At 68.7% G+C, this 21,807-nt stretch carries 23 protein-coding genes; 6 read left to right on the top strand and 17 right to left on the bottom strand.

Going from position 1 to position 21,807, the window contains the following annotated elements; genetic code table 11:
- Positions 1-4: 4 nt before the first annotated feature.
- From C2868_RS06775 to C2868_RS06755, 5 genes are all read right to left on the bottom strand, one after another.
- On the bottom strand, positions 5-442 hold the full coding sequence (locus C2868_RS06775; protein WP_026926260.1) for a single-stranded DNA-binding protein: 438 nt from the start codon (positions 440-442) through the stop codon (positions 5-7).
- An 82-nt stretch (positions 443-524) separates the two neighbouring features.
- Positions 525-2,303 carry a type IV secretory system conjugative DNA transfer family protein gene (locus C2868_RS06770; RefSeq protein ID WP_100810809.1) on the bottom strand — a complete coding sequence of 593 codons (1,779 nt, stop codon included), beginning with the start codon at positions 2,301-2,303 and terminating at the stop codon, positions 525-527.
- Complete coding sequence (locus tag C2868_RS06765; protein ID WP_100810810.1) at positions 2,300-2,848, bottom strand: hypothetical protein; 549 nt, start codon at positions 2,846-2,848, stop codon at positions 2,300-2,302. Before C2868_RS06765 ends, C2868_RS06770 begins: the two co-directional genes overlap by 4 nt.
- A complete protein-coding gene (locus C2868_RS06760) occupies positions 2,845-4,329 on the bottom strand; it encodes an ATP-binding protein (RefSeq protein ID WP_100810811.1) in 1,485 nt (494 codons plus the stop codon). Before C2868_RS06760 ends, C2868_RS06765 begins: the two co-directional genes overlap by 4 nt.
- Entirely contained in the window at positions 4,326-5,156 is an 831-nt protein-coding gene (locus C2868_RS06755) for a hypothetical protein (protein WP_100810812.1), read from the bottom strand. The genes C2868_RS06760 and C2868_RS06755 overlap by 4 nt, the downstream gene beginning before the upstream one ends.
- A gap of 325 nt (positions 5,157-5,481) precedes the next feature.
- Here C2868_RS06755 and C2868_RS06750 point away from each other — a divergent pair, with 325 nt between their 5' ends.
- Positions 5,482-6,333, top strand: coding sequence for a CHAT domain-containing protein (locus tag C2868_RS06750; RefSeq protein ID WP_258034416.1), 852 nt, complete (start codon positions 5,482-5,484; stop codon positions 6,331-6,333).
- 2 nt (positions 6,334-6,335) lie between these two features.
- Here the strand turns inward: C2868_RS06750 and C2868_RS06745 are convergent, their stop codons facing one another.
- Genes C2868_RS06745 through C2868_RS06735 form a run of 3 tightly spaced genes read right to left on the bottom strand, consistent with a single transcriptional unit; the run spans position 6,336 to position 9,504 of the window.
- On the bottom strand, positions 6,336-7,805 hold the full coding sequence (locus tag C2868_RS06745; protein WP_100810813.1) for a PrgI family protein: 1,470 nt from the start codon (positions 7,803-7,805) through the stop codon (positions 6,336-6,338).
- Positions 7,806-7,808: 3 nt separating this feature from the next.
- Positions 7,809-9,176: a conjugal transfer protein TrbL gene (locus C2868_RS06740; protein ID WP_103663092.1), complete on the bottom strand. Its 1,368-nt coding sequence runs from the start codon at positions 9,174-9,176 to the stop codon at positions 7,809-7,811.
- Between the two features lie 31 nt (positions 9,177-9,207).
- On the bottom strand, positions 9,208-9,504 hold the full coding sequence (locus tag C2868_RS06735; RefSeq protein ID WP_227007205.1) for a DUF6112 family protein: 297 nt from the start codon (positions 9,502-9,504) through the stop codon (positions 9,208-9,210).
- A 191-nt stretch (positions 9,505-9,695) separates the two neighbouring features.
- Between C2868_RS06735 and C2868_RS06730 the strand changes: the two genes are divergently transcribed.
- Complete coding sequence (locus C2868_RS06730; RefSeq protein ID WP_100810815.1) at positions 9,696-10,562, top strand: TIGR02391 family protein; 867 nt, start codon at positions 9,696-9,698, stop codon at positions 10,560-10,562.
- Positions 10,563-10,576: 14 nt separating this feature from the next.
- On the opposite strand, the gene C2868_RS06725 is transcribed toward C2868_RS06730, so the two are convergent.
- The 9 genes from C2868_RS06725 to C2868_RS06685 all read right to left on the bottom strand — a co-directional run bounded on the left by C2868_RS06725 (position 10,577) and on the right by C2868_RS06685 (position 18,271).
- Positions 10,577-10,843 carry a DUF6112 family protein gene (locus tag C2868_RS06725; protein ID WP_026926270.1) on the bottom strand — a complete coding sequence of 89 codons (267 nt, stop codon included), beginning with the start codon at positions 10,841-10,843 and terminating at the stop codon, positions 10,577-10,579.
- Positions 10,844-10,849: 6 nt separating this feature from the next.
- Entirely contained in the window at positions 10,850-12,460 is a 1,611-nt protein-coding gene (locus C2868_RS06720) for a M23 family metallopeptidase (protein WP_103663091.1), read from the bottom strand.
- 13 nt (positions 12,461-12,473) lie between these two features.
- Positions 12,474-13,166: a hypothetical protein gene (locus C2868_RS06715; protein ID WP_100811334.1), complete on the bottom strand. Its 693-nt coding sequence runs from the start codon at positions 13,164-13,166 to the stop codon at positions 12,474-12,476.
- 36 nt (positions 13,167-13,202) lie between these two features.
- Positions 13,203-14,204: a ParB N-terminal domain-containing protein gene (locus C2868_RS06710; RefSeq protein ID WP_100810816.1), complete on the bottom strand. Its 1,002-nt coding sequence runs from the start codon at positions 14,202-14,204 to the stop codon at positions 13,203-13,205.
- Positions 14,201-15,094: a hypothetical protein gene (locus tag C2868_RS06705; protein ID WP_100810817.1), complete on the bottom strand. Its 894-nt coding sequence runs from the start codon at positions 15,092-15,094 to the stop codon at positions 14,201-14,203. Before C2868_RS06705 ends, C2868_RS06710 begins: the two co-directional genes overlap by 4 nt.
- A 93-nt stretch (positions 15,095-15,187) precedes the next feature.
- A complete protein-coding gene (locus tag C2868_RS06700; RefSeq protein WP_064862085.1) occupies positions 15,188-15,592 on the bottom strand; it encodes a hypothetical protein in 405 nt (134 codons plus the stop codon).
- The gene (locus C2868_RS06695; RefSeq protein ID WP_064862086.1) at positions 15,589-16,227 is read right to left on the bottom strand and encodes a DUF2637 domain-containing protein; all 639 of its coding nucleotides are present in this window, start codon (positions 16,225-16,227) and stop codon (positions 15,589-15,591) included. Before C2868_RS06695 ends, C2868_RS06700 begins: the two co-directional genes overlap by 4 nt.
- A 32-nt stretch (positions 16,228-16,259) precedes the next feature.
- The gene (locus C2868_RS06690) at positions 16,260-17,192 is read right to left on the bottom strand and encodes a bifunctional DNA primase/polymerase (protein WP_100810818.1); all 933 of its coding nucleotides are present in this window, start codon (positions 17,190-17,192) and stop codon (positions 16,260-16,262) included.
- Positions 17,192-18,271, bottom strand: a complete 1,080-nt coding sequence (locus tag C2868_RS06685) for an ImmA/IrrE family metallo-endopeptidase (protein WP_026926276.1) — start codon at positions 18,269-18,271, stop codon at positions 17,192-17,194. Before C2868_RS06685 ends, C2868_RS06690 begins: the two co-directional genes overlap by 1 nt.
- 310 nt (positions 18,272-18,581) lie before the next feature.
- Between C2868_RS06685 and C2868_RS06680 the strand changes: the two genes are divergently transcribed.
- From C2868_RS06680 to C2868_RS06665, 4 genes are read left to right on the top strand one after another with little or no spacing between them, the layout of a single operon-like run.
- Positions 18,582-19,013 (top strand): hypothetical protein, encoded by a 432-nt coding sequence (locus C2868_RS06680; RefSeq protein WP_013601296.1) that lies wholly within the window; start codon positions 18,582-18,584, stop codon positions 19,011-19,013.
- Between the two features lie 59 nt (positions 19,014-19,072).
- A complete protein-coding gene (locus C2868_RS06675) occupies positions 19,073-19,537 on the top strand; it encodes a hypothetical protein (RefSeq protein WP_013601295.1) in 465 nt (154 codons plus the stop codon).
- Complete coding sequence (locus tag C2868_RS06670) at positions 19,534-20,544, top strand: MAB_1171c family putative transporter (protein ID WP_026926277.1); 1,011 nt, start codon at positions 19,534-19,536, stop codon at positions 20,542-20,544. Before C2868_RS06675 ends, C2868_RS06670 begins: the two co-directional genes overlap by 4 nt.
- Positions 20,541-21,677, top strand: coding sequence for an alpha/beta hydrolase (locus tag C2868_RS06665; RefSeq protein WP_013601293.1), 1,137 nt, complete (start codon positions 20,541-20,543; stop codon positions 21,675-21,677). The genes C2868_RS06670 and C2868_RS06665 overlap by 4 nt, the downstream gene beginning before the upstream one ends.
- The last annotated feature ends 130 nt before the right edge of the window (positions 21,678-21,807 follow it).

Below are 21,807 nucleotides of genomic sequence, written 5' to 3'. Positions count from 1 at the left end.
TCGCTCACATTCCGATGGCAGCCGCGGTGGACGGCGCGGCCTGCTGAGGTCCGGTGAACGCCGCGGCGTCTCGGCCGGAAGTGCGTTCGCTGCGGTCCACCTCGTAGCGGGTGCGGGCGAGGTCGTGTCCGATGCGCGTCGCGATGAACTCCTCGCCCTCGTACCGCTGGCCGTTGCGCTCGTAGGAGTAGTCGCGCACCCGTCCGTCGGCGATGATGTTGTCGCCCTTGGCGAGCCGCTCGGCTCCCTGCTCGGCAGCACCGCGATACGCAATGAGGTCGTGGAACGTCGTCTCCAGTTGCGTGAAGGAGTTGTCGGGCTCCTTGCGGTAGTGCTCGATGCCGACCTTCATGTAGAGCCGTGCGTCGCCGCGGTCGGTGTAGCTGAGCTGCGGGTCCGAGGCGACAAAGCCGGAGATGGACTGGTGGGTACGAATGGCCATGATGGCGTCCTCCTGAACTCGAGCGACCAGCCGTGTGTGGCCGCTGTGTCAGGCAGGTGCGCTTCGGCACCCAGACGCAGCGTCAGGTGACGGGGCGGTGGCGCAGCAGTGTTTCGAGTTCGTCGCGGTCGCTGCGGAGTTGCGCGGCATCGGGGCGAGTCGGCCAGGCGCGGAGGTCGGTGACGATGGGCGGCGCGGAGCGCAGCATCGCAATGCCGGTGCCGAATGGCAGGGTGCGGATGCGGTCTGGCGGCAGGATCGGGACGCGGCGGATCGAGCGCTGGTTGGAGCGGGTGCCGTGGTCGCCGAGGGTCACGCTGTCGGTGTACTCGTCGCGCTCTCCGATGAGCGTGGAGAGGTCTTGGAGGTCGCGGCTGTTGGATGCGCCGCCGAGGATGATCTTGACGATGCTAGCGTCCCAGATCGCGCCGGCCTGGTGTTCACTCCACCTGTCGCGAGCCTGTGCGAGGGACTGCAAGACCGGCATTGTCGTGATCCCGGTGCCACCGCCTTCGGCCATGAGCGTCGGAAGTGACGGCAGCGGGGCGAGATTCCCGATCTCGTCGAGCGCGAGCAGTAGCGGCGGGTCGAGCCGTGCTCCGGGCGAGCGGGCGGCAAGTCGGCGGGCGGTTTCGATGAGGTCTTCGACGAATGCCGCGACCAGCGATGCCGAGGCTCCTGCTCCTGCTCCGGTGGCGAGCAGGTACAGGGTGCCTTGTTCGGTGAGGAAGGTCTCGGGGTCGAAGTGCTCGTGCGGGCCTGGCGTGACGGCATCGAGTACGCGCGGGTCTGCGAGGGCGGCGAGGGCGAGGGAGACGCCTTGCCAGATGCTGTCGCGGGTCTTGGGGTCGGCGTCGATCATCGCGGCCAGTGAGTCGTCCCAGCCCATCGCGGCGTTCGGGTGTGAGTTGAGGATGGCGACGGCTTCGGACGCGGCGCTGGGGTCGAGGGTCCATCTGAACAGCTCGGCTGGCTGGCGGCCGTCGAGCGCGGCGGCATGCAGCAGGCTTTGGAGTGCGGTGCGGGTTTTGCCTTCCCAGAACCCGCCGGACTCGACCCCTCCGGCGCTGAGTCCTGTGGCGGCTGCGAGGCCGTTAGCGCGGATCATCGCGGTCAGCGGATCGTCACAGCCGCGAATGGGCGACCAGCGCAGCCCAGCCGGGATGCCTGCGGCGAGGTGTTGAGGGTCGAACACCGCGACCGGGCCGCCTTTACGGCGTCGGGCGCGGAGGGTCGCGGTGAGGTTGTCGGGCCTCGTGCTGGTGGTCACGACCGCGCCGGGTGCGTCGAGGATCGCGTTGATGACGACGTGCAGGCCCTTGCCTGAGCGGGGCGGGCCGATCAGCAGGATCGAGTCTTCGACCGATGCCCAGACCTTCGTGCCACGGCTGGCACCGAGGAGGTAGCCGACATCCTGCGGTGCGGGCGACTCCAAGGAGGGTCGCAGCGTGGCCGCGCGGTGCAGTAGCGCCTTGGCGGATGCTGCGGTCTTGACCTCGTGGCTGGTCGCGATCCCGGCCAGTCGGTGCGGGTCGGTCTCTGTCTTCCGCGTGTGTCGCCGTAGCACGATCCAGACCCAGACGATCCCGGCGGCGAGTCCGCCGAGCAGCGCCGTGCTGACGAGCCAGTAGACGACCGGGTTGAGCCCGTCGGCACCGAGCGCGGTCGCCGGGTCGGCGGGGTTGAACAGCACGGCAAGCCCCGCCGCTGCGCCGGCGTCGGGCTGCGGTGTGCCGGTGAGGAACGCGGTGACGCTGCCAGCGGCGCGGAGGACGAGGGCGATCCCGAACATGCCCATCAGGCCGATGAGGGCGGCGTTGGTGAGTTCGTCGCCCATGCCCCCGGCCTGCCGCTGGTTCATGTCAGCCGCCGCACCGCGAGCGTGCCCGAGATGCGCCCTAACAGGACCACCTCGTGTGTGCCGTCCGATAGCTCGTCGAGGTCGATGAGCGACCGCGCTTCGCCGGTCCCGGTGGCGTCGGTGTGTGCCACGATCGTCGCGACGGCGACATCCTCGCCGGGCACGAACCCATCGGCGGTGACTTCCGCCAGACGTGGCAGTCGTCGGGCGTGGCGACTCCGACGTGTCTCCGGCGCAGGGGTCTCGGACGGTGCGACTGCGCGTCGGGGTTTGCGGGTGCGGAGGATGTCGGTGAAGACGCTGCCGTCGTTCTCGCGCACCTCGACTCGGACTGCGATGGTGCGGTCGTTGGTGATGGCATCCATGAGCGGCCCGAACGTCGCGCGCGTCCAGTCGCCCGCGTCCGGCGACGCGAACGGTGTTCCATCGACCGTGGCGGTGAGGGTGCCGTCTGCGGCGACGGTGACGAGGACGTGCGGCAGCTCGACGGGAGCCGCGGCATCGTCTTCGTTCGGGGTGGATCGGCGCGGGCCGGTGAGGTTCATCGGTGTCCTCCTGCGGCGCGGCTGCTGGTGTCGAACAGGGCGAGTTCGTCGGGGTGGAGTTGGTGCTGGCAGACGAAGCTCCTGGCCTTGATCCGCCACAGCCCTTGGCCGACGCCAAGGTTCGGCAAGAGCTGCTGCTCCGTGCCGGTCAGACCGAGGGCGGTCGCGGTCGGTCCGAGCTGGTCGGACTCCTGCCGGTACACGATCCGCGTTTCCGCGTTCGCGAGTAGTGAGTTCGCCAGGGAGCGCATGGCTGAGCCTTGGTCGCCCACGTTGTCGAGGTCGGTGAGCTTGTGGAAGATCAGCATGTTCGCGATCCCGTAGTGCCGCGCGAGTCGCCAGTGCGCATCCATCCGCCGCAGCAGCGCGGGATGGGACATGAGCCGCCAGGCCTCGTCGTAGATCACCCACCGCTGCCCTCCGTTCGGGTCGAGCAGCGCGGACTCCATCCACGCCGACGAGCACGTCATCAACACCGAAATGAGCGTCGAGTTCTCGGTGACGCGCGAGAGGTCGAGCGAGATCATCGGCAACGACGGATCGAACGCGACCGTCGAAGGGCCGTCGAACAGCCCGGCCAGGTCACCTGCCACCAGGCGACGCAGCGCGTGACCGACGAGCCGGCCGTCCTCGGCCAACCGGCCGTCGGCATCCGCGCTCGGGGCGAGGATGCGGTCAACGACCATCGGCAGGATCGGCACATCGTTCTCCCGCACCGTCTGGGTCAGGGCGATGTCGATCGCGGTGTGCTCCAACGGCGACAAACCCCGCGCGAGCACGGTCTCCGCGAGTGCGCCGATCAGGTCACGCCGTCGGGCTGCGACAGTGGACGCCCATTGCTCATCCGAGAGACCGCTGGGCCGGTGGCCTTCATCGAGCGGATTCAGGCGAGTGTTGAGTCCGTGACCGAGGACGATGGCACGTCCGCCGACGGCGTTGGCGACGGCGGTGTGTTCGCCCTTCGGGTCGCCGGGCACGTACACGCGCCGCCCGAACGGCAACGACCGGGTGTAGAGCGACTTGGCCAGCGAGGACTTGCCGGAACCGACGATCCCGGCCAGCACCACGTTGGGTGCGGTGATGATGCCGCGTGCGTAAAGCACCCACGGGTCGTAGACGAAACTCCCGCCCGAGTACAGGTCCTGACCGACGAACACGCCATCCGCGCCGAGACCGCCCTCAGCAACGAACGGATACGCACCCGCCAGCGTCGCCGACGTGTCCTGATGCCGCGTCAGATGGAACCGGCCCGGAGTGCGTAGTCGCGCAGCACCAGGCTCACCCGCCTTCGGCAAGTAGACCGTGGAGCGCCGCTCGGCACGCTCATCCTCGGCCTTCGCCTTCGCTGCGACGAGCGCGGTCTTTCGCTGCTCGGCGTGGAGCCTGGCCTCTGCCTTGCGGCGCTGCTTGCGGAGCTTCCGCCGCTCCTTCGACGGTGCCACCAGGACAGCGGTATGCAGCCGCGCGCGATCCTCGGTCACCGCACCAGCCCCCGCGACTGCTTGACCGCCGTGATCTTGGCCGGCTCGAACCACGACCCATCCCGCTTCGGGGTCGGCGGGTCGGCTCGCTTCGGAGCGCCCGGCGACGAGTACGACACCAGAAGCTCCGGCCCCGGCTGCACCGGAGCCGGTTCGACCAGCTCGGCATCCTGGGGCTCGGCCTCTGGTTCGGTGTAGCGGCGCAGCAGCGAGACGTAGCCGATATGCGGGTTGACGACCAGCGCGTAGTCGCCCGAGAGCGCAACCCGATCGTTGGTGCCCTCGCCGGGCTTGTCGTAGACATACCCGTTCTCCAGCGCGGCCTGCGTGGTCTCGTCGCCGTAGTCCCACTGCGCGAGGAAGTCCACCGCATCCACGTGTCCCAGCTCGCCCAGGATGTGCAACGGCCGGTCGGCCTCCTCGCCCTGGAGGAACACCACGCTGACCCACCGCGACGGCATGACCTCCTCGACGGCGGGCTCGGGGTGCCAGGCGATCCGCCCCGCGGCGATGAAGCCTTCCGCGAGCCGGTCGTGGGCCCGGTCGACGAGGTTCGCGGCCTGACGCAACTCTTCCGCAGCAGCGAGCGCCTCCCGCACGCCTGCCTCGTGGCTTCCGGCGTCGTTGAACGCGTGCGCGGCCTTGCGCTCGTGAACATCGGCGATCTGGTCGAGCGCCTGCCGCAGCGAGCGCATGCCCGAGGACAGATCACCGATCACCCCGTACATCTCGGCGGGCTGATGGAAGCCCCGGCTCGCGTGCGCGAGGCCGCGCAAGGCTTCGGACGCCTCGGCGGCGTCGGCAGTCGAATCGAAGAACGTAGGCATGGTGACCTCCTGGTGCCGTATGACGGGGAGGTGCGCACCAGCGAACGGAAAATGTCGGTGGTGCGGCCTAGCGTTGTAGATGACACGAGGGCAAACGAGGCAGGAGCACGACAGAGTGAGCGCAAGTCAGTACCGAGGACAGCTTGACCGCAAGCGCAAACAGCGGATCGACGCGGACAAGAAGGCGGGTGAGTACCGGTCGAAGGAGTCCTCGAAGCGAGCCGATGCCGCCAAGGCGCGGCAGGCTGCCGCAAAGACGACGAGCAGTTCCACCCGCAGCAGCAAGTTGCGGGACGCCGAGCGCCGAGAGAAGGAAGCGGAGACTGTGGGCAAGGAGGCCAGCCGCTGGCAGACACGGGCAGCCGGCTACGCGAAGGACGAGGCCGCGCTACAGACCAAGCTCTCCCGCGCCGAACAGTCGGAGGCCGATGCCGCCGAGAGACGCCGAAAGAGCGAGCAGCAGCGTGCCGACCGGCGGGCGGCGGCTGAACGTGCCCAGCTTGAGTCGCGGATCAGCGGTGCCGAGGTAGCCGTCAGCCATGCGCTGCGTCAGCTCCCAGCGCCCAAGCCGGAGAAGCTCAGAGTGCTCATGCTGGGTGCTTCGGCCGAAGGTGACCTCCGCGTTGGAAGGGAGCAGAAGCGCATCCGGGCAGCGGTCGAGTCGGCTTTGCATCGTGACCAGATCGAACTCGATGTGCGGCCAGCAGCAACCACGGCTGACTTGCTGGACGGCATCACGAAGTTCCGCCCTCACGTGGTCCACTTCTCGGGCCACAGCAACGACGACCTGATCGTCTTTGAGGATGAAGCAGACGAACCCCACGAGGGAGTGATCGTGACGGCGCGAGCCTTCGCTCGGGCGATCAGCGCAACCGACGATCCTCCGCTCCTCGTGCTGCTGAACTCGTGTCGCTCCGCAGCCCAGATCGACGACCTGGTGGCTCAAGTCGTGCCGTTCGCGATCGGGATGGCCGACAGCATCGAAGACGCCGATGCGATCAACTACGCCGCACAGTTCTACGCGGCAGTCGCAAACGGGCAGTCCATCAACTCTTCGCATCTGTCGGGACAGGCTGCGCTCGAACTCGCGGGACTGGAAAGCGCTGACCTGCCGACCCTTGCTTGGGCACCCGATGTCGATCCATCAGCCACGATCCTCGTCAGCCCTGAAGGCTGAACTCAGACCCGCCGGCAGAGCGGGAGCGCGGCGGCGGTGAAGGCGGCGGCTTGCTGGCCGACGAGGAGCCGGGTTTCGCAGGAGGCTTGGATCGCGGCTTGCTCGATGGCGGCGACGGCGGCATCGAGCTCTTCGATGGTGGGTGCGGAGACGGCGATGAGGCCGGTGTAGCGGAGGATGCCGTGGCCTGCGGTGAGGTCGGCTTCTTGCTGGAGCACGTCGTGGTACTCGGCGGTCTGTGAGGCGTCCTCGATCTGGCCGATCTTCGCGCGCTGGGCCTGGTCGGAGATGTGCTCGACCTTCTTCTTGCGGATGTCACGAGCAGCAGCGTCGGACCGCATAGGGGTGCAGATCAGTGAGAACGATCGCTGGATGCCGGTGGACAGCAACACCGGTGACAGGAACCCCGGATACACCAGCGATCGCGGCCACTCGCTGACCCAGAGCACAGCGTGGTGAGCGGAGTCGGTGCGTAGTCTGCCCCAGGTCTCAGTGACCGCAACCGGCCCCGCGGTCGCAAGCGACTGGCCGAGCCTCCCGTGCCGTTCCAGCGTGGCAGCGATGGCCGGGTCGTAGGCGGAGCGCAGCATCACCGCGATGTGCCCTGGTGTCAGCCATCCCGACGGCGAGAGGTCGGCAGAGCGGAGCGCGGCGACGAGGGTGTTCATCTCTTGGCGCAGCACGGCGGCAGCACCGCGTATCCCGCCTCCCGCAGTCCTGATCTGCCGAGCGCTCGTCTTCATGTCCAGTGACAGCGAGAGTGTGGTGGCGTGGCGTTCGCCGGCGGGTCCGGCGCGGTCGATGAGTTCTGCGTAGGTGTCGGCCGCCCATGATCCGTCCGGGGTGCCGTGGGTGGCCCACCATTCCGCGAGTCCGGTGCCGGAGTCCGGCAGAGTCCGCTCCAAGACCTGAAGAGTCGCGATCCGCCCGGAGCGGCAGACGGTGGCCAGCACCCGGCCCCAGGAGCTGACGCGGCGTTCCTGCTCGCCGGGATCGAGGAGCACGAACGCGGGATGCGTGACCTCGCACACCACCGTCAACGTGGCGGCGTGGGGGTCGTGGATCATCCCGACTCCGGTCTCGGGGTCGGTGTACTCGCGCAGTCGCGCCATGTCGCCGGGCAGTGCGAGGGTTCCGACGGGGCGTGGGATGACGATCCTGCGTCGGTACAGCAGTTGTCCGCCGGTGGTGCGCCACAGCCACCAGCAGGCGATGGGCAGCCACTCCACGATCGGCCGGCCTGCGATGGGTATCCAGGTCAGCGCGGCGGCGAGTACCCAGATGGGGGCGGTGTAGGCGAGCAGCATGCCGCCGCCGGCGTAGAACGCGCCGATGAGTGTGGCTCCGCCGATGGCGAGCGTGATGAGCTGGGTCAGCGACAGGCCGAGGAGGATGCCGCGGCGGGTGAGGCGGGAGAACTTCACCGGCACGAGTTCGCCCGCGGTGGGACGGTCGTGGTTCGTGCTGCTCATCGTCTACTCCTTCGGTGGGCGTGGCGCGGGCGGCGGGGGCTGCTTCGGTGGCGGTGACGGGTCGGTGCTCGGCGGTCGTGGTGCCGGGCTCGACGGAGGTGCCGCAGGTGCGGCTGCGGGCGGTGGCGGTGTCTGCGCGGCTGCGTCGGCGGCGTGCTCACCCTGGGCTCCCAGCGCGGTTCCGGCCTTCGGCCCGGCGGTCGCGGCACCCTTTGCGATGCTCGCCCCGACTACCACCCCTGCGGCTACGGGACCGGCTGCGGCTGCGCCGCCGCTCGCTGCGGCACCTCCACCAGCCGCGCCTCCGCCGCTCGCGGCGGGTGCCGGTGCCGGGGTCTTCGGCGGTGGCGGTGCGCTGCTTCCTCCGCCGGAGCCTCCGCCCGCGCTCCCGCCGCCGGTTCCGTCGAGCACCTTCTTCGGGTCGCCGCCGCCCTGCGGCTTGGTCGGGACGGGGATCGGGCGGTTGAGGGCGCTCTTGGCGTCCTGCTCGGAACCGATCGCGTGGTACATGTCGAACCCGACGAACGCGATGAACTTGTAGGTGAGATACGGGGCGAACGCGGCCATCGCCATCAGCACGATCCCCGCGATGGGATCACTTACCGAGGCGAGGTCGGCGTCGATCGGTGCGGAGACCTGGGTGATCGCGACGAGGAACATCACGACGAGCACGAGCTTGGAGCAGATCAGCGCGACGACGAACATCGCCCACTTCCCGATCCAGCCTCGCGAGGCGTCCCACGAGGCACCAGAGAAGGCGAGCGGCGCGAACGCGACCGCAACCAGCAGGAGTGCTTTCCTGACGAGGAGGGAGAGCCACACGATCGCGGCGGCGGTGATCGCGAGGCCGGCCATGAAGATCGTGATGATGGCACCGACGCCGGGTGCGGCGATGTTGATCCCGACCAGTCCTGCGGCGAGGAGTGCGATCTTGTCGCCCATCGACTCGGTGGTTTCGCCGGCGGCCTGCACGATCCCGATGCACATCTGGTCGACGACTTCCAGCAGCAGCGCGGTCAGCGTGATGACGACGAACGACCCGAGGACGGACTTCGCCAGCCCGAGTGCGGCGCGGGTGAGGGCGGTGGGGTCGCGTCGGATCAGGCCGGTGATGAGTTGGAGGCAGAAGAAGATCAGCATCACGAAGACCGCGATGCCGAACAGCAGGTTGTAGACGGCGATGTAGCCGGGCTTGGTGACATCCACGAGGGTCGTGGTGTCGAAGACCGACCAGACGGCCTCGAACAGCCACCCGGCGGCGGCACCCATCGCTTGGGCGAGCCAGTCGAATGGGGCCGCGACCAGAGAGGCGGCTCCTTCGCCGACGGCATCGCAGACCGAGGAGATCACGGGAACGTCGCACACGCCCATCACGGACACCAGCTCTCGACGACAGGCGGGGTCAGACGGACTGGCCGACGTTCCAGAAGAAGTTGATGAGCGTCACGCTCGCGCCGCAGATCACCGCCGCGCCGCAGGAAACGAGGACGCCGATCTTCCCGCGCGAGGCGAGGTGCGGGTTGGAGGAGTTCGCGCCGAAGCCCCACACGATCGCGGACACGATCAGCGCGAGCACGCTGAGGATCAGGCCGATGGTCATCACCGCGCCGACGATGGTGCGCAGCTGGTTGATGCCCGGCAGGCCATTGGTATTGGGGTCGATGTTGATGTCCATCGGCACCAGCAACGGCGCGGACATGACGGTAGTGAGCAGATCGAACACGGTAGGTCTCCTTGGCGACGGGCGGCCCGCCCACGAACTCGCAGACGGGGTACACGCGACAGGTGCGCGCTCGTCGCCGTCCCGTCCCCGCGGTGGCCGCCCGTAGCCTTGGAGTATCTGTGCGTCGCTCGCCCGCACGGGACCGCCGGACGAGAGGTGCAAGGAACATGAGTCAGTACGGGGTGGATTACCTCCAGCGATTGCGTGCCGCTGTTGAGAAGTTCGAGGAAGCGTTCGACGCCTGGATGAGCACTCAGGTTGAGTCGGATCACATGTCGGCGCGCGGACTCTTTCCCACTGTGTGGACAAAGGAAGGCCAGGATCAGAGCGAGGTTCAACGGCTCGAACTCGGTGTCGCGGAGGCTGCTGGCCTGGCGGCGAGCGCTGTGTCAGTGACCGGCGCCTACATTGGGATCGCTGGACTCGGAGCGATCGACCCGATCTCCAACTGGTCATTTATGTCTGCGCCCAAGGCCCCCATCGCGCCTCGGGATATTCGGACTACGACCGCCAACGTCAAGGGCAGGCTCGACGCGATGATCGTCGACGCCGAGTCACGTACGGACTCTGACATTCCGACCTTCGCTCCCGCACAGTTTCACCCCGTGGTCTGGGCTGGTGCTTCCGCCCATTGGACGACGCATCAGTACCGAGTTGCAGTTCGTGAAGCGGCCGAAGGCCTCACGGTCCACTGGAAGGAACGTCTCGGCCGGAACGATGTCGATGACACGGTCTTCTGGCAGCAGACGTTATCGCCGGGCGCTCCTGAACCGGGCAAGCCGAAGCTCACCTGGCCGGGAAGGTCGGATGACAAGACGGTGAAGAGCATGCGCGGTGGTCTTGAACCGCTCGCTAAGGCCCTCAACGCGCTGGCCACTGGTCTGAACCTCACGGTCCGCAACGTGACGACGCACACGCGCACCGAACTGTCCGAGCAGGAAGCGATGGAGCGCCTCGCGGCATACAGTTACCTCGCGCGCCTGCTCGACCAGTGCGAGACAGCGAGCGCCGACGCGGAGGAATCGGACCGATGACCGCGACGCCGCAGCTACAAACTTGAACCGACTGTGAGTAGCCAGTTCATCCAGGCCACGCCACCTCCGGCGAGGACTGCCGCGCCGACGGAGACGAGGACACCGATGCGGCCCTTGCTAGCTGTGGCGTAGTTGCCGTGGGCTGTCGCGATGGCCCAGACGATCGCGGAGACGATGAGCATGAGGACTGCGACGATCAGGACGAATGTCAGGAGCGCGCCGACGACGGCGCGGAGGTCGCCGATGCCGCCGAGCCCGTCGAAGTCGGGGAAGACACCCATCGTCGATCACCCCACCTTGACGGTGACATGGAGGTGGTCGTAGTGGCCTCCGGTGATGGAGGCGGGGTCGTGCATCCCTCCGCCGTTGTAGGGTCGCCAGCCCTCGGCGTCACGGGCGACGGACCAGATTTGGCCTTGCCAGGTCAGGTACTCGACGCCGAGCACGTCGGCGTTGTCCTTCATCCAGTTGGTGACCTTCCAGCCGGCGTCGAGCTGGGCCGGGGTGGGGCGCTGGCCGATGCGGTTGCCGAAGGTGATGTCGCACGCCCTGCCGAGGGGATGCTCGGACTTCGTGCCGGGGCGGGGCGAGTAGCAGCCCCAGCCGGTGTCGGGGAACGCGGCGAGGGTCTGCTGGTAGAGGTGGAGCATGCGGGCGGTGATCTTGCCCGAGCTGGTGGGATCGTCGACGAGCCGGTCGGGGTCTCCATCGACACCGGTCGGCGTGCCCGCAGTGGCGTTGTTGCAGGCGGTGGGTGATCCGCTGGTCGCCGTCGGCAGGTTCGCGGCCCCGTGCTCGTTGAGCCAGGCTGCGGCGTCGATGGCCTCGCCGTTGGTGCCGCCGGGCCGGACCTCGAAGTGCAGATGTGCGCCGGTGGACATGCCCGAGGAGCCGACATCGCCGATGTGCTGGCCCGCGCTCACGCGGTCGCCGGCGCGGACGTGGATGCCGCTCTGCCACATGTGCGCGTAGGCGGTCGCGACGGTGTGGCCTTCGATGGTGTGCTCGATGACGATGAGGCCGCCGTATCCGCCGGAGAACTCCGCGACGGTGACGGTGCCGTCTGCGGCGGCGAGGATCGGGGTGCCGTCGGGGGCGGCGAAGTCGGTGCCGGTGTGCATCTTCCGTTCGCCCGTGATCGGGTGCACGCGCATCCCGAACGGCGAGGTCAGCACCCAGGTGCCCTCGGGCAGCGGGAACACCACCCGCGACGACGAGACCGCCGGGCCACCCACGCCACCAGCGGCACTGCCGACGTTGGTGAGGGCGGCCAGGATGCTGTCAGCGATGGCCGCGTAGTTGCGGTATCGGTCAGGGTAGGCGGACACCTCGACGGCTTGGGCGGCTTCGCCGGGGTCCATCTGTTGCCAGCCGGGGATGTCGAGCAGGCCGCGCGGTGAGGGGTAGTTCGGTCCGGTCGGCCCGCCGAAGAACGCGCGCGCCTGATACTGCGGGTCCATCAACTCGGCGACCGTGCCCCACCCGGATTGCGGGCGCATCTGGAACAGGCCGAGGGAGTCGTGGTCGCCGCCGTTGCCGTCGTTCGGGTAGTTGGCCGACTCGGGGTAGGTGCCGGTGTTGGTGAGCATCCGCAGCGTGGACTCGGTGAGCGCGGCCATCAGCGCGATCTTGATTCCTGGCCGGCCCACGTCGGTGATGCCGTTGCCGACCGTGATGATCGTGGCCGCGTGCGTGAGCTGCTGACGATTCAGGGTGAAGGTCTCGCCGTTCGCGGTGGTCACGGTGAGCGCGTCCGGGATCGGGCCAAGATTCACGGTCCCGGCGGGGATGGCGCAGTAGGCGGCAGCGGGGTTCATCAGCACCCCGATCCCGAGGAGGGCTGCGGCAGGTGCGAAGAACAGCAGCGCCAGGGCTGCGATGGCGGCTTTGCGGAACACGACGTCAACCCCTTCATCGCAGCGGGTTGTCGAGCTGCGACAGCCGCAGCAGGTGGCAGGTCGGATAGGTCGGGGCGCAGACGACGAACACGGTGAACGCGACCGGATGCTCACTGGTGACCGGCTGGCCGTTCCAGACCCCGGCTCGGCGGCGGGTGCCCTCGATCGTGACGGCCGTCGTTCCTGCCGCGAGCTGCCCCGGCTGAGCCTGCGCGACGGCGTCGGCCCAGGCGTCGGGGACGTACGCGCTGTCGATGGTGAGGTGCTGGCGGGTGGCGTACTGCCGCAGCTCGATCCAGGCGTCGCGGGTCGGCAGGTAGACGGCCACGTCGGAGGCCAGCCCGGCTTGCTCGTCCCCGCTGGGGTCACCGACTGCGAGGATCGCCGAGGTGTAGTCCAGCGGCCACAGCCCCGACGCCGTGTCCCACGCAAACAGCGTGGACGCGACGCCCTGAGCGAAAGTCGCAGGATCGGCCGAACGTGGAACTGCTGGAACCCGCGGCGGCGTGGGCGTGCTCGGTGCCACGGTCGGCGGTGCTGTGGTGACTGGGCCGGGCTCCGGGTCGGGATCGGGGCTGGTCTTGCTTCGGGGGCCGGTGAGGAGTCCGTAGACGCCGACGCTGGCGAGGAGTAGCAGGACGATGCCGACAGCGATGAGGGCGACGAGTCGGCGGCGGTGGCGGGGATCGGTGGGTGCAGGGCTCATGCCGAGCAGGTGCGCACCATGCACCGGGTGTTGTCGTCAGAGTGCGCGGAGGCGTGGCCGCTCCGTCATGCCTTCGCGGGCGGCTCGGAGTGCGTCGGCGAATCGGAGGGTGCCGTCGGTGGTGGCGAGGAAGTTCTCGAACTGCTCGTCGGTCAGCTCACGCGCGAGTGTGTCGGCGTCATAGTGGGTCCACCAGTTCGTCAGTTCGCCCCAGGTCTGGACGAACGCGCGCAGGGGGTAGCGGACGGGTTGCCCGTCACCGCTGACGAGCGGCAACGGCTTGGGTGGGGTGCGCTTGCCCTTCTTGATCGACTTCGCGTGGGCCACGGCGGCTTCGGCGCGGGCGTGCATCTCGGCCTCGCGCCGCTCCCGTGCGGTGGTGTCGGCATCGCGGATCGCTTGATAGATCGGGTGCACCGGATCGCCGGCCTCGATCCGCTCCAGCCCTGCAGCGGCCTCCGCACGCAACGTCTCGGGCTGAGTGGGGTTGTTGGCGATGTCTTCGAGGTAGCCGATCTTGTCGAGTGTCTTGTACGACGCGCCACCGGGAATCATCGCTGCGGCTTGCTCGTCGGCTCGCCCGCGCGGGGTGTCTGACGGTGCGGGAAATTTTCCCGCACCGTCGTTTCCGGGCTGGTTCTCGCTGCTGAACTGCGTGGCGGACTTCCGTCGGGCGGCGTCTTCGGCCATGACCTGCTTGAGTTCGCGGTAGAGGCCGGCGGCTTCGAGCTGGGTGTAGGGCTTGTGGAGCATGTTGTCGTCCTGCTCGGCGAGGAGCTGCCCGAGCCGGTCGGATAGGCCGCTGCGAACCCAGACGTTAACGGTTCGCCAGCCGAGCTTCTTGATCGCGGCCAGGCGTCGTGCTCCGCACACGAGCACGCCGTCGATGGTGATCGTGAGCGGTTGCAGCAGGCCGTCGCGTCCGATGGACGCGGCGAGTGCGTCGATGTCGCCGAGGTCGGCGCGGTGCCGGGTGCCGACGAGGATCGAATCGACGGTGCGGTCGAGCTGAATGCTGCCGATCAGTGGCTCGGTCACGACGACTCACCGCCTCCACTACTCGGCGCGGCCAGAGCGAGCGCGAGGATCAGATCGTCGTCGCGGAGCAGCAGGTCGAGCGTCTCGCCCAACAGAAGCCGGAGCAGGACGCCGCGACCGCTGCTGGTAGCCACGTAGGCCGGGTGCGGGTTCCCGAGTAGCGCTCTCAGCAGGGCGGCCCAGGAGCGGCGCGGGAGGTCGAGCAGTGCCCGCGCGTGCCGGTCGCGGCGAAGCGTCTCGTAGGCGGACTGGCGGGTGCCGGCCTTCATCAACGCTCCACAGATGTGCTCGACCGCGGCCCGTGCGGTGTCGGTCGGCCAGTCGAGCAGGCACAGCATCGCGATTGCGTCCTCGGCCGCCGACCCGGCGGACATGCACGCCTGCGCCGACCCGAGACTGTCGCGCGGCTCCGGTTCGAGGTCACTGGGACGCAGGTCGGTGGTGTGGAACGCGGGGTGGTAGTCGGCCAGTGCGGTGTCGCGTTCGGAGAATCGTTCGGGGTCGTGGAACGCCGAGACGTGCGCGCGGCGGGCCTGGTGCACGGAGCAGAGCAGGCCTTGGGCGCGTTCCTCGTAGACGCAGGTGATCCGCACGGCGTGGGTGATGATCGCCCACGGGTCGTTGGCCTCGCGGGTCGAGCGGTTCTGCATCGCGTCGAACGCCGCCGTCACTGCTTCCCAGGTGTCGAGCTTGTGTTTCCTCGCGAGAGCGCGGTACTTGTCGGCGGCGAACTCCATCAGGTCGCGGGCTACCGGGTCGTGAACCCAGGCATCCTCGCCGCCCTCGGCGAGGCGGTTGAGCAGGGCGCGTAGGCCCTCGCCGGTGGTGAAGTCCTCAGCCCCGTCGGCCATCGGAGCGGTGTTCGTGCTGGTGCGGGTTGGTGTGGTCATGGTGTCGGCACCTCCTGGCAGGCAGGTGCGCACTCGCTCCCACGAGCGCGTCTCGCATGCCGATGCCTTCGCAGCCATGACCTGTCACCACCGTCAACTCATCGAGACCCCAGGGCGGGACATCTGCGACGCCGGTGCGGTGCTGCGTCCGAACGCCGAGATCGGCGGCAACCGCCGGGCACGATCCCCGAGACGACGAAAGCCTGCCCCAATCGGGGTGCGCGTGCGGCGTGCTAGCTCGGCCTGAAAGTCGAGGCCACGACCGGCCGCGTGCGCCGAGTGCCGGGCGATCAGGTCGGTGGGGCGCACCCACTCCACGCCCCGCCCGCGAACGATCGCGTGCTGCTTGTCGTCGCGGGCGACCTGCGCGGCCCGCACCGCTTCCGGCGTACTCGTCACCTCGACGGGCTCGGGGCGCTCCCGCGTCTCCTCGGACAGCAGCCGTGCCGGATCGGGCCTCGCGGGATCGATGTGCTGTGGGTTGTCGGTGGTGTTCATGGGGTGGTCTCCTCCCGCTCGGCGGCGGTGTCGGTGGTGTCAGTGAGGTGCGCGACGGCGAACCAGCGGCCCACGGTCGAGGGATGCACCCCGAGCTCGCGGGCGATCCGCTTGTTCGACCAGCCCGCCTCTCGCAGCTCCCACCCCATCGCGCGCCGATCCGCCACACCGTCATCGCGACCGGTGGTCTCCGGCTCGCCAGCGGGCAGCTCTGGCATGGACTCGACGGTGACGGCCCCGCTTGCGGCGGCGGCAGATTCGACGTCGGTGGTGCGGGTGAGGATCACGGTCAGGTGCGTGATGGCCAGCAGAACGACGGGCGGCACTGCGGCGACCGAGGCCGCGAGCATCCTTGGCACGTCGGCGTCTGCGGCGACGACGGCGTGAATGGCATTTGCCGTGACCGAGACGAGTGCGCCGCCGACCAGCAGCGCCCACGGGTACCAGGCCGAGCGTTGCCCGGCGAGGGCGACGACGGCGACCGTGGCGACGACGATGATGCCGTCCACGATCAGCGGCCACGCCCACGCCTGCCCAGCCCCGATCCCGGAGCGAGCGGCCAGATCGGCCAACGACGTGAACGATAGCCAGAACGCTCCGGCGGCGATGAACACCGTCCCCGCGGCCGCTGTCATCGCTGCCCAGCGCCGCCCGTCCGATTCTCGCCTCACAGCGCTGCCCTCCCGAAGGCTGCGGACGGTGGGCTCGCCGCGCGACCGAACCACCGCCCCGCGCTCCGGGTCTGGCCGCCTGACGTGGCCTCGTGCGCGGGCTGGGTGGCTCGGTAGGCCGAGCGCACGGTCGTGGTGATCTCGCGATCGCCCAGACCCGCCGACTGCGCCGCAGCACCCAAGGCATCGAGCGCGTCGGAGAGCGAGACGCCGTTCTCGGCGAGGCGGCAGGCGGCCCAGAACAGACCCCGGTTCCGCTCGCCCTCACCCCGTCCAGCGACCCAGGCCGCCAACCGCTCAGAATCCAGATCCATCGAGCCGCTGCTCGCGCGTGGTGGAGCGACGGGGCGCGGATCGATGAAGTCCCGCAGCCGGGCCGCATCCACGGTGCCGACCGAGTGAGCGGCGATGTCGGCGACCTCGTAGCGGCGGACGTTGCCGTCGATGATTCGCCGGGAAGGCGGAGCGATGATGTAGCCGCCGTCGCCCCGGAAGTCGACGCCCGCGGTGGCTGCCTGCCACGACCGCTGCTCGCGGCCCGGGGTCGCCGGGAAGTACACGTGCGCGCCTCCGGTGGGTGTGCGCACGAGCAGACCCGCGCCATCGACGAGCCCCGCGTCGGTGGCGCGCTGGAACGCCGCGCGGCCGTCGTGGGGGCCGTGGACATCGACATCGACGACGACAACGCCGGATGGAGCGCCGGTCGGGATGCCGATGTTCGCGTTCGGTGTGCGCGACCACCACGCGGCAACCTGTTCCGGGTCGCTGCTCGCATCGAGGAACCCACGGCGGGTCAGCGGACGCTTCCCCTCGACGACGCACGGAAACACGGGCACGCCAGCCGCCGCGAGGCTCCGCGCCGCGAGCCCCAGGCTCGGTGAACGATCCACGCGAATGAGCGCCGCCAGGACATCGAATGCTTCGGGCATCACAGCCTCCGCCCTGCCAGCGCTGGCGCCGACGCAGCACGCGGACGATCGGTCTCCACCGAGTTCGCAGCCGTACGGGAGGTGCGCGGACTGGGAGCGTCGCGTTCGAGTCCGGGCGGGGTGCCGTCGCCGACCTGGAGCGTGTCGAGCTGGTCGAGGATCGCCAGCGCGGTCTTCCGCACCCGCTCGCCGGTGGACTGCACCACCTGGACGGGCTCTTGGCCGTCCACGCGGGCGGCCCAGGTCGAGACGTACGGGATCGTGTACCCGGTGGTGTCCATGCCGTGCGCGGCACCGATCATCAGCGCGACGGACTCGGCTTCGACCTCGCGGATGCCGCGATGCTGACGTGCTTCCTCGTCGTCGGGATCGTGCATCAGCACGTGCGCCAGCTCGTGCGCGAGCGTCTTGACCTGCGCAGCAGGGTCCATGTTCTCCCGCACCGCTACCGTGCGCTCCTCATAGTCGGTCATGCCGTTCGCGCCGGAGATCATCCCCTCGTGTGGCACCCGCAGCACCTCGAACCCCGCGCCGCGAATCTGCCCGGCCAGCCCGTCCCACAGCCCCGAGGGTGCTTCGCCTTCCAGCAGCGTCGGAGCGGGCGGAACTGGCAATGGTTCTCCGTCGGTCTGGGAGGCATCCCACACGTAGGCCGGCCGGGCTCCGACCATCCGCGAGCGCACCACCTCGCCGGCCTTCGGCGTCTCCCTCGGCCCGAGCCGCCGCCACGAGCCCGCATCGGCAGGGGTCGCGGTGGCGAACCGGCCCGTCACGGGCGCGAAGATCATGTAGCCCGGCTGGCCCTTCATCACCTGCCGACCGAGCCCCTGCCACTGCCGGTACCCGGCAACCAGGGTGGGGAAGGGTTCGGGCACGCGGCCTGCCTCGAACGCGGCTTCGTGCTGCACCCAGATCAGCATCGTGTTGTTGAACGACCGCGACCGGAACCGCGCCGCGAAGGCGAGCGCCTGGCGCCAGTCGTCACCCGAGACCAGCGACTCGACCGCGCCGGTCAGCTTCTCGTGCAGCTCGTCGAGCTTCGCCTCTCGCGCCGCGCGGGCGTCCTCGTTCGATGCCATGCTCCGGCCTCCTCTTCGGCGGGCCGCGACGCGGCTGCGCGCGGCGGTACACCTGGCAGGTAGGCGCGAACACCCGCGCCCAGACCGTGAGCTGGACATCGTTCACCTCCTTGAGGCAGCCCGAGCCGAGACCGGGACGCAACATTGAGCATGCTCAAAATGCCCCGGAGTCCTGTTCTAACACTGACCGTTGAGCATGCGCAAGCCTTGATTTGTGCATGCTCAACGAGTACGGTTGAGCATGCACAACCACCTTCTGGGTGGACTACATCGATGCCTTGCCCGTTGCGAAGGGAAGGGGGTCACCGTCATGACCGAAGACGAGAGCCAGGCTGCGGCCGAAGACCTCGCCAAACGTCTGCGGCTCCTGATGGATGTCGCCGTCGCCGAGTCCGGCACGGAGCCGACCTACTCGCAGATCGCCGGCTACCTCCAAGAACGAGGCACCAACCTGTCGCGGTCGCGCTGGACGTACATGGTCAACGGCCACCGCTACGTCCAAGACCCCGCCGTCTTCGAAGGGCTCGCGGAGTTCTTCGACGTGGACGCCGCGTTCCTGCTCGGCGAGGACGGTGCTGCCACTCCCGAGAAGGTCTCTGCGCAGCTCGACCTGGTTCGGTCCATGCGTGCCGCGAAGGTGAAGTCCTACGCTGCCCGCACCCTCGGCGATATCTCGCCGAAAGCACTCCACGCCATCACCAAGTTCCTGGACGAGGAAATGACACACATGCCCGAGCACTGACCGGTACCGCACGATGGAGCCGCCACCGGTCCCTGCTCCCTACAGAGAAGGGGCGAACCGTGAAGATCGAACAGACCGTATCGGCGGCCGTCGCGGGCCTTGAGCTCGGCAATACCTTCGCCCTTGACGATCTCCTCCACACCGTCCAAGACCGGCGGCACCGTAGGCTCCGCGTCGTCGAACTCGCAGACCTCGACACCCACGACGGCCTCTGCGCGCTCTGGCTCTCCACCGATGCCGAAGACGTCGTGCTTCACGCCCGCAGCGACTCCGCGCTGCATCGCCAGCAGTTCGTGCTCCACGAGCTCGCCCACATGATCCTTGGCCACGGCGAAGGCGACGGCTGTGCAGTCGGGGAGGTACTGCTGCCCAACATCCCGCCGTACACCAGAGGTCGCCTGCTCAGGCGGCAAGACCTCGACAGCGAAACCGAGATCGCCGCCGAGTCCCTCGCCGACCGGCTCGCCGCCGGCATCCGAGGGTCGGTGTTCGCAGAGTCCAGATACTCGGAGATATTCGGATGATCCAGACGCTCGTCGCAACGCTCATGTGGGCGCTCGTGGCGAGCCTGCTCATCTTCCGACGCAAACGCACCGACCGAAGCATCACCTACGCCGCCCTCACCATCGCCATCGCGATGACGCTCAACGTGGATGCCGCCTACAGCGCCGTCGATCGACTGCTCGGTGGCACCAACCTCGCCACCCTGATCGCGGACGCGCTCCTGATGACCGGGCTGTTCTTCCTCGGCCGCGGCGTCATGAAGACCGGCGAGTACCGGCCCAGGCTCGTCCGAGCCGCCGTCAGCATCCCCGTCCTGCTCGTCGCGCTGCTCGCGATCACCGCATCGTTCCTGCTCATCGACCGCGGCACCACTACCACACGATTTATGATCGACCTCGGCGCACAGCCAGCGGCGGCGGTCTACTCGATCATCAACTTCACCTACTGCCTCGTCATTGTCGTGGCGATGCTCGTCCTCGCCATAAGGCAGTACCGGCACAACACCGGCATCCAGCACCTCCCCGCGGCACTGTTGAGCCTGGGGTCGGCGTTCGGCGTCGCGCTCTGCCTCGCCGTGATCGTCATGGACGTTGCCCACGCCACGGGCCACCTCGACCTCATGCACACTATCCAGTCCGCCTACGATCCGCTCTCCGTCCTGACCTTCGTGTTCCTCTGTGCCGGGTTCGCGATCCAGCCTGCCGTCCGTCGCGCTCAGCACCGCGCCCGGCAGAGGCAGACCGTCGCCCTCACAGCGCAGCTGGAGTCGCTTTGGCACCAGGCGACGCGCGCACGGCCCGGGCTGAGCCAGGCCGACCCCCTCGCCGCCAGTAGCGAAGACCCCGAAGGGCACCTCCACCGAGTGATCGTCGAAATCCGCGACGCGATGATCGACCCTCGCATCACCTTCGACATCAGCACCGACGACCGCGACCTGCTCGAACGCGCCGAGAGCCACCTCGTCGGAAGCGACAGTGCCCTCGCGACGACCTCGCCCGTTCCCTACGTCGAGGAGCGGGAGTCGTGATAGGCCGCATCGCTCTCGGCGCTGGGGCCGCGGCGGCAGCGGTTGCCGGGGTCGGGTGGGCCATCGCGCGGCGGCTCACCGCACCCGTCGGCCCACGAATGTTCGACCTCACCGTTCGAGGCGTCGAGTACACCGACGACGGCGACCTGATCGTGCTCGACCGCACCGACCAGGCCGCCGCGCCAGGCATCTACAATCTCTGGTTCGAGCACGGCGGCTGGGCGCAGCTCGCCACAGATACCGTCGATCGAGGACCCACCCGCGTCGCTCGCAGGATCACGGGCACCACATCGGGTTTCACTCCGAAGACCGGCGATTGCGCCTCCTGGAGCGGCATCTACTACGCCACCCCAGCCGACGCCGGACTCCACACACGCGACATCACCATCACGACCCCCGCAGGACCATGCCCGGCCTGGCGCATCGACGGCGACCTCGCGACCTGGGCCATCCACATCCACGGCCTCGGCAGCACCCGCGCCGGCACCCTCCGCGGCGTCCTCGCCGCAACCGAACTCGGCTACACCTCCCTCGTCGTCAGCTACCGCAACACAGCAGAAGGGCCGCGAGTTGGCACCGGCCGGACGACCTTCGGCTACGCAGAGACGAGCGACGTTGACGAGGCCATCGGGTACGCCGTCCGACGAGGAGCCGAACAGGTCGTGATCTTCGGCTGGTCGATGGGTGCCGCTGTCGCTCTCCAGCTCGCCGACCACCCGCGACATCCGGGACTGATCGCCGCGCTCGTACTCGACTCCCCAGTCCTCAACTGGACCGAAGTCATCAAGTCCAACTGCGCCCGCAGCGGATGGCCTGCAGCAGCCGGGCACCTCGCGATCCCGTGGCTCACCCTCGACCCACTGGCACGCACAGTCGGCCTGCCAGGACGCATCCCACTTCCCACCTTCGACTGGACATCCCGAGCCGTAGAGCTCAACACGCCGACCCTGATCCTCCACGGCACCCGAGACGACTCCGTGCCGATCCGGCTCTCACAAGCACTCCGAGACGCTCGCCCGGACCTCGTTGAGCTTGAGACCTTCGATGCCGGCCACACCCTCTGCTGGAACAGCGATCTGGACCGCTGGCGGAACACGGTGACCGCCTGGCTCAAGGTGCGCATCCCACGCTGATCGGCAGAACGCAGCGGCCACTCTCGAAACCCGTCTCGTTCGGCCACGCCCGGAGAAACCCAACTCAAGCCGTACCTCAGCCGGTATCATCGTGGGTGTTGGCCTGCCTGGGCCATTGAGCGAGGGAGGA

This window comes from Microbacterium sp. CJ77, from assembly GCF_002911615.1.
Taxonomy (GTDB): Bacteria; Actinomycetota; Actinomycetes; order Actinomycetales; family Microbacteriaceae; genus Microbacterium.
The sequence above is the reverse complement of the archived record's forward strand: the minus strand, read 5'-3'. Positions and strand labels throughout refer to the sequence as shown.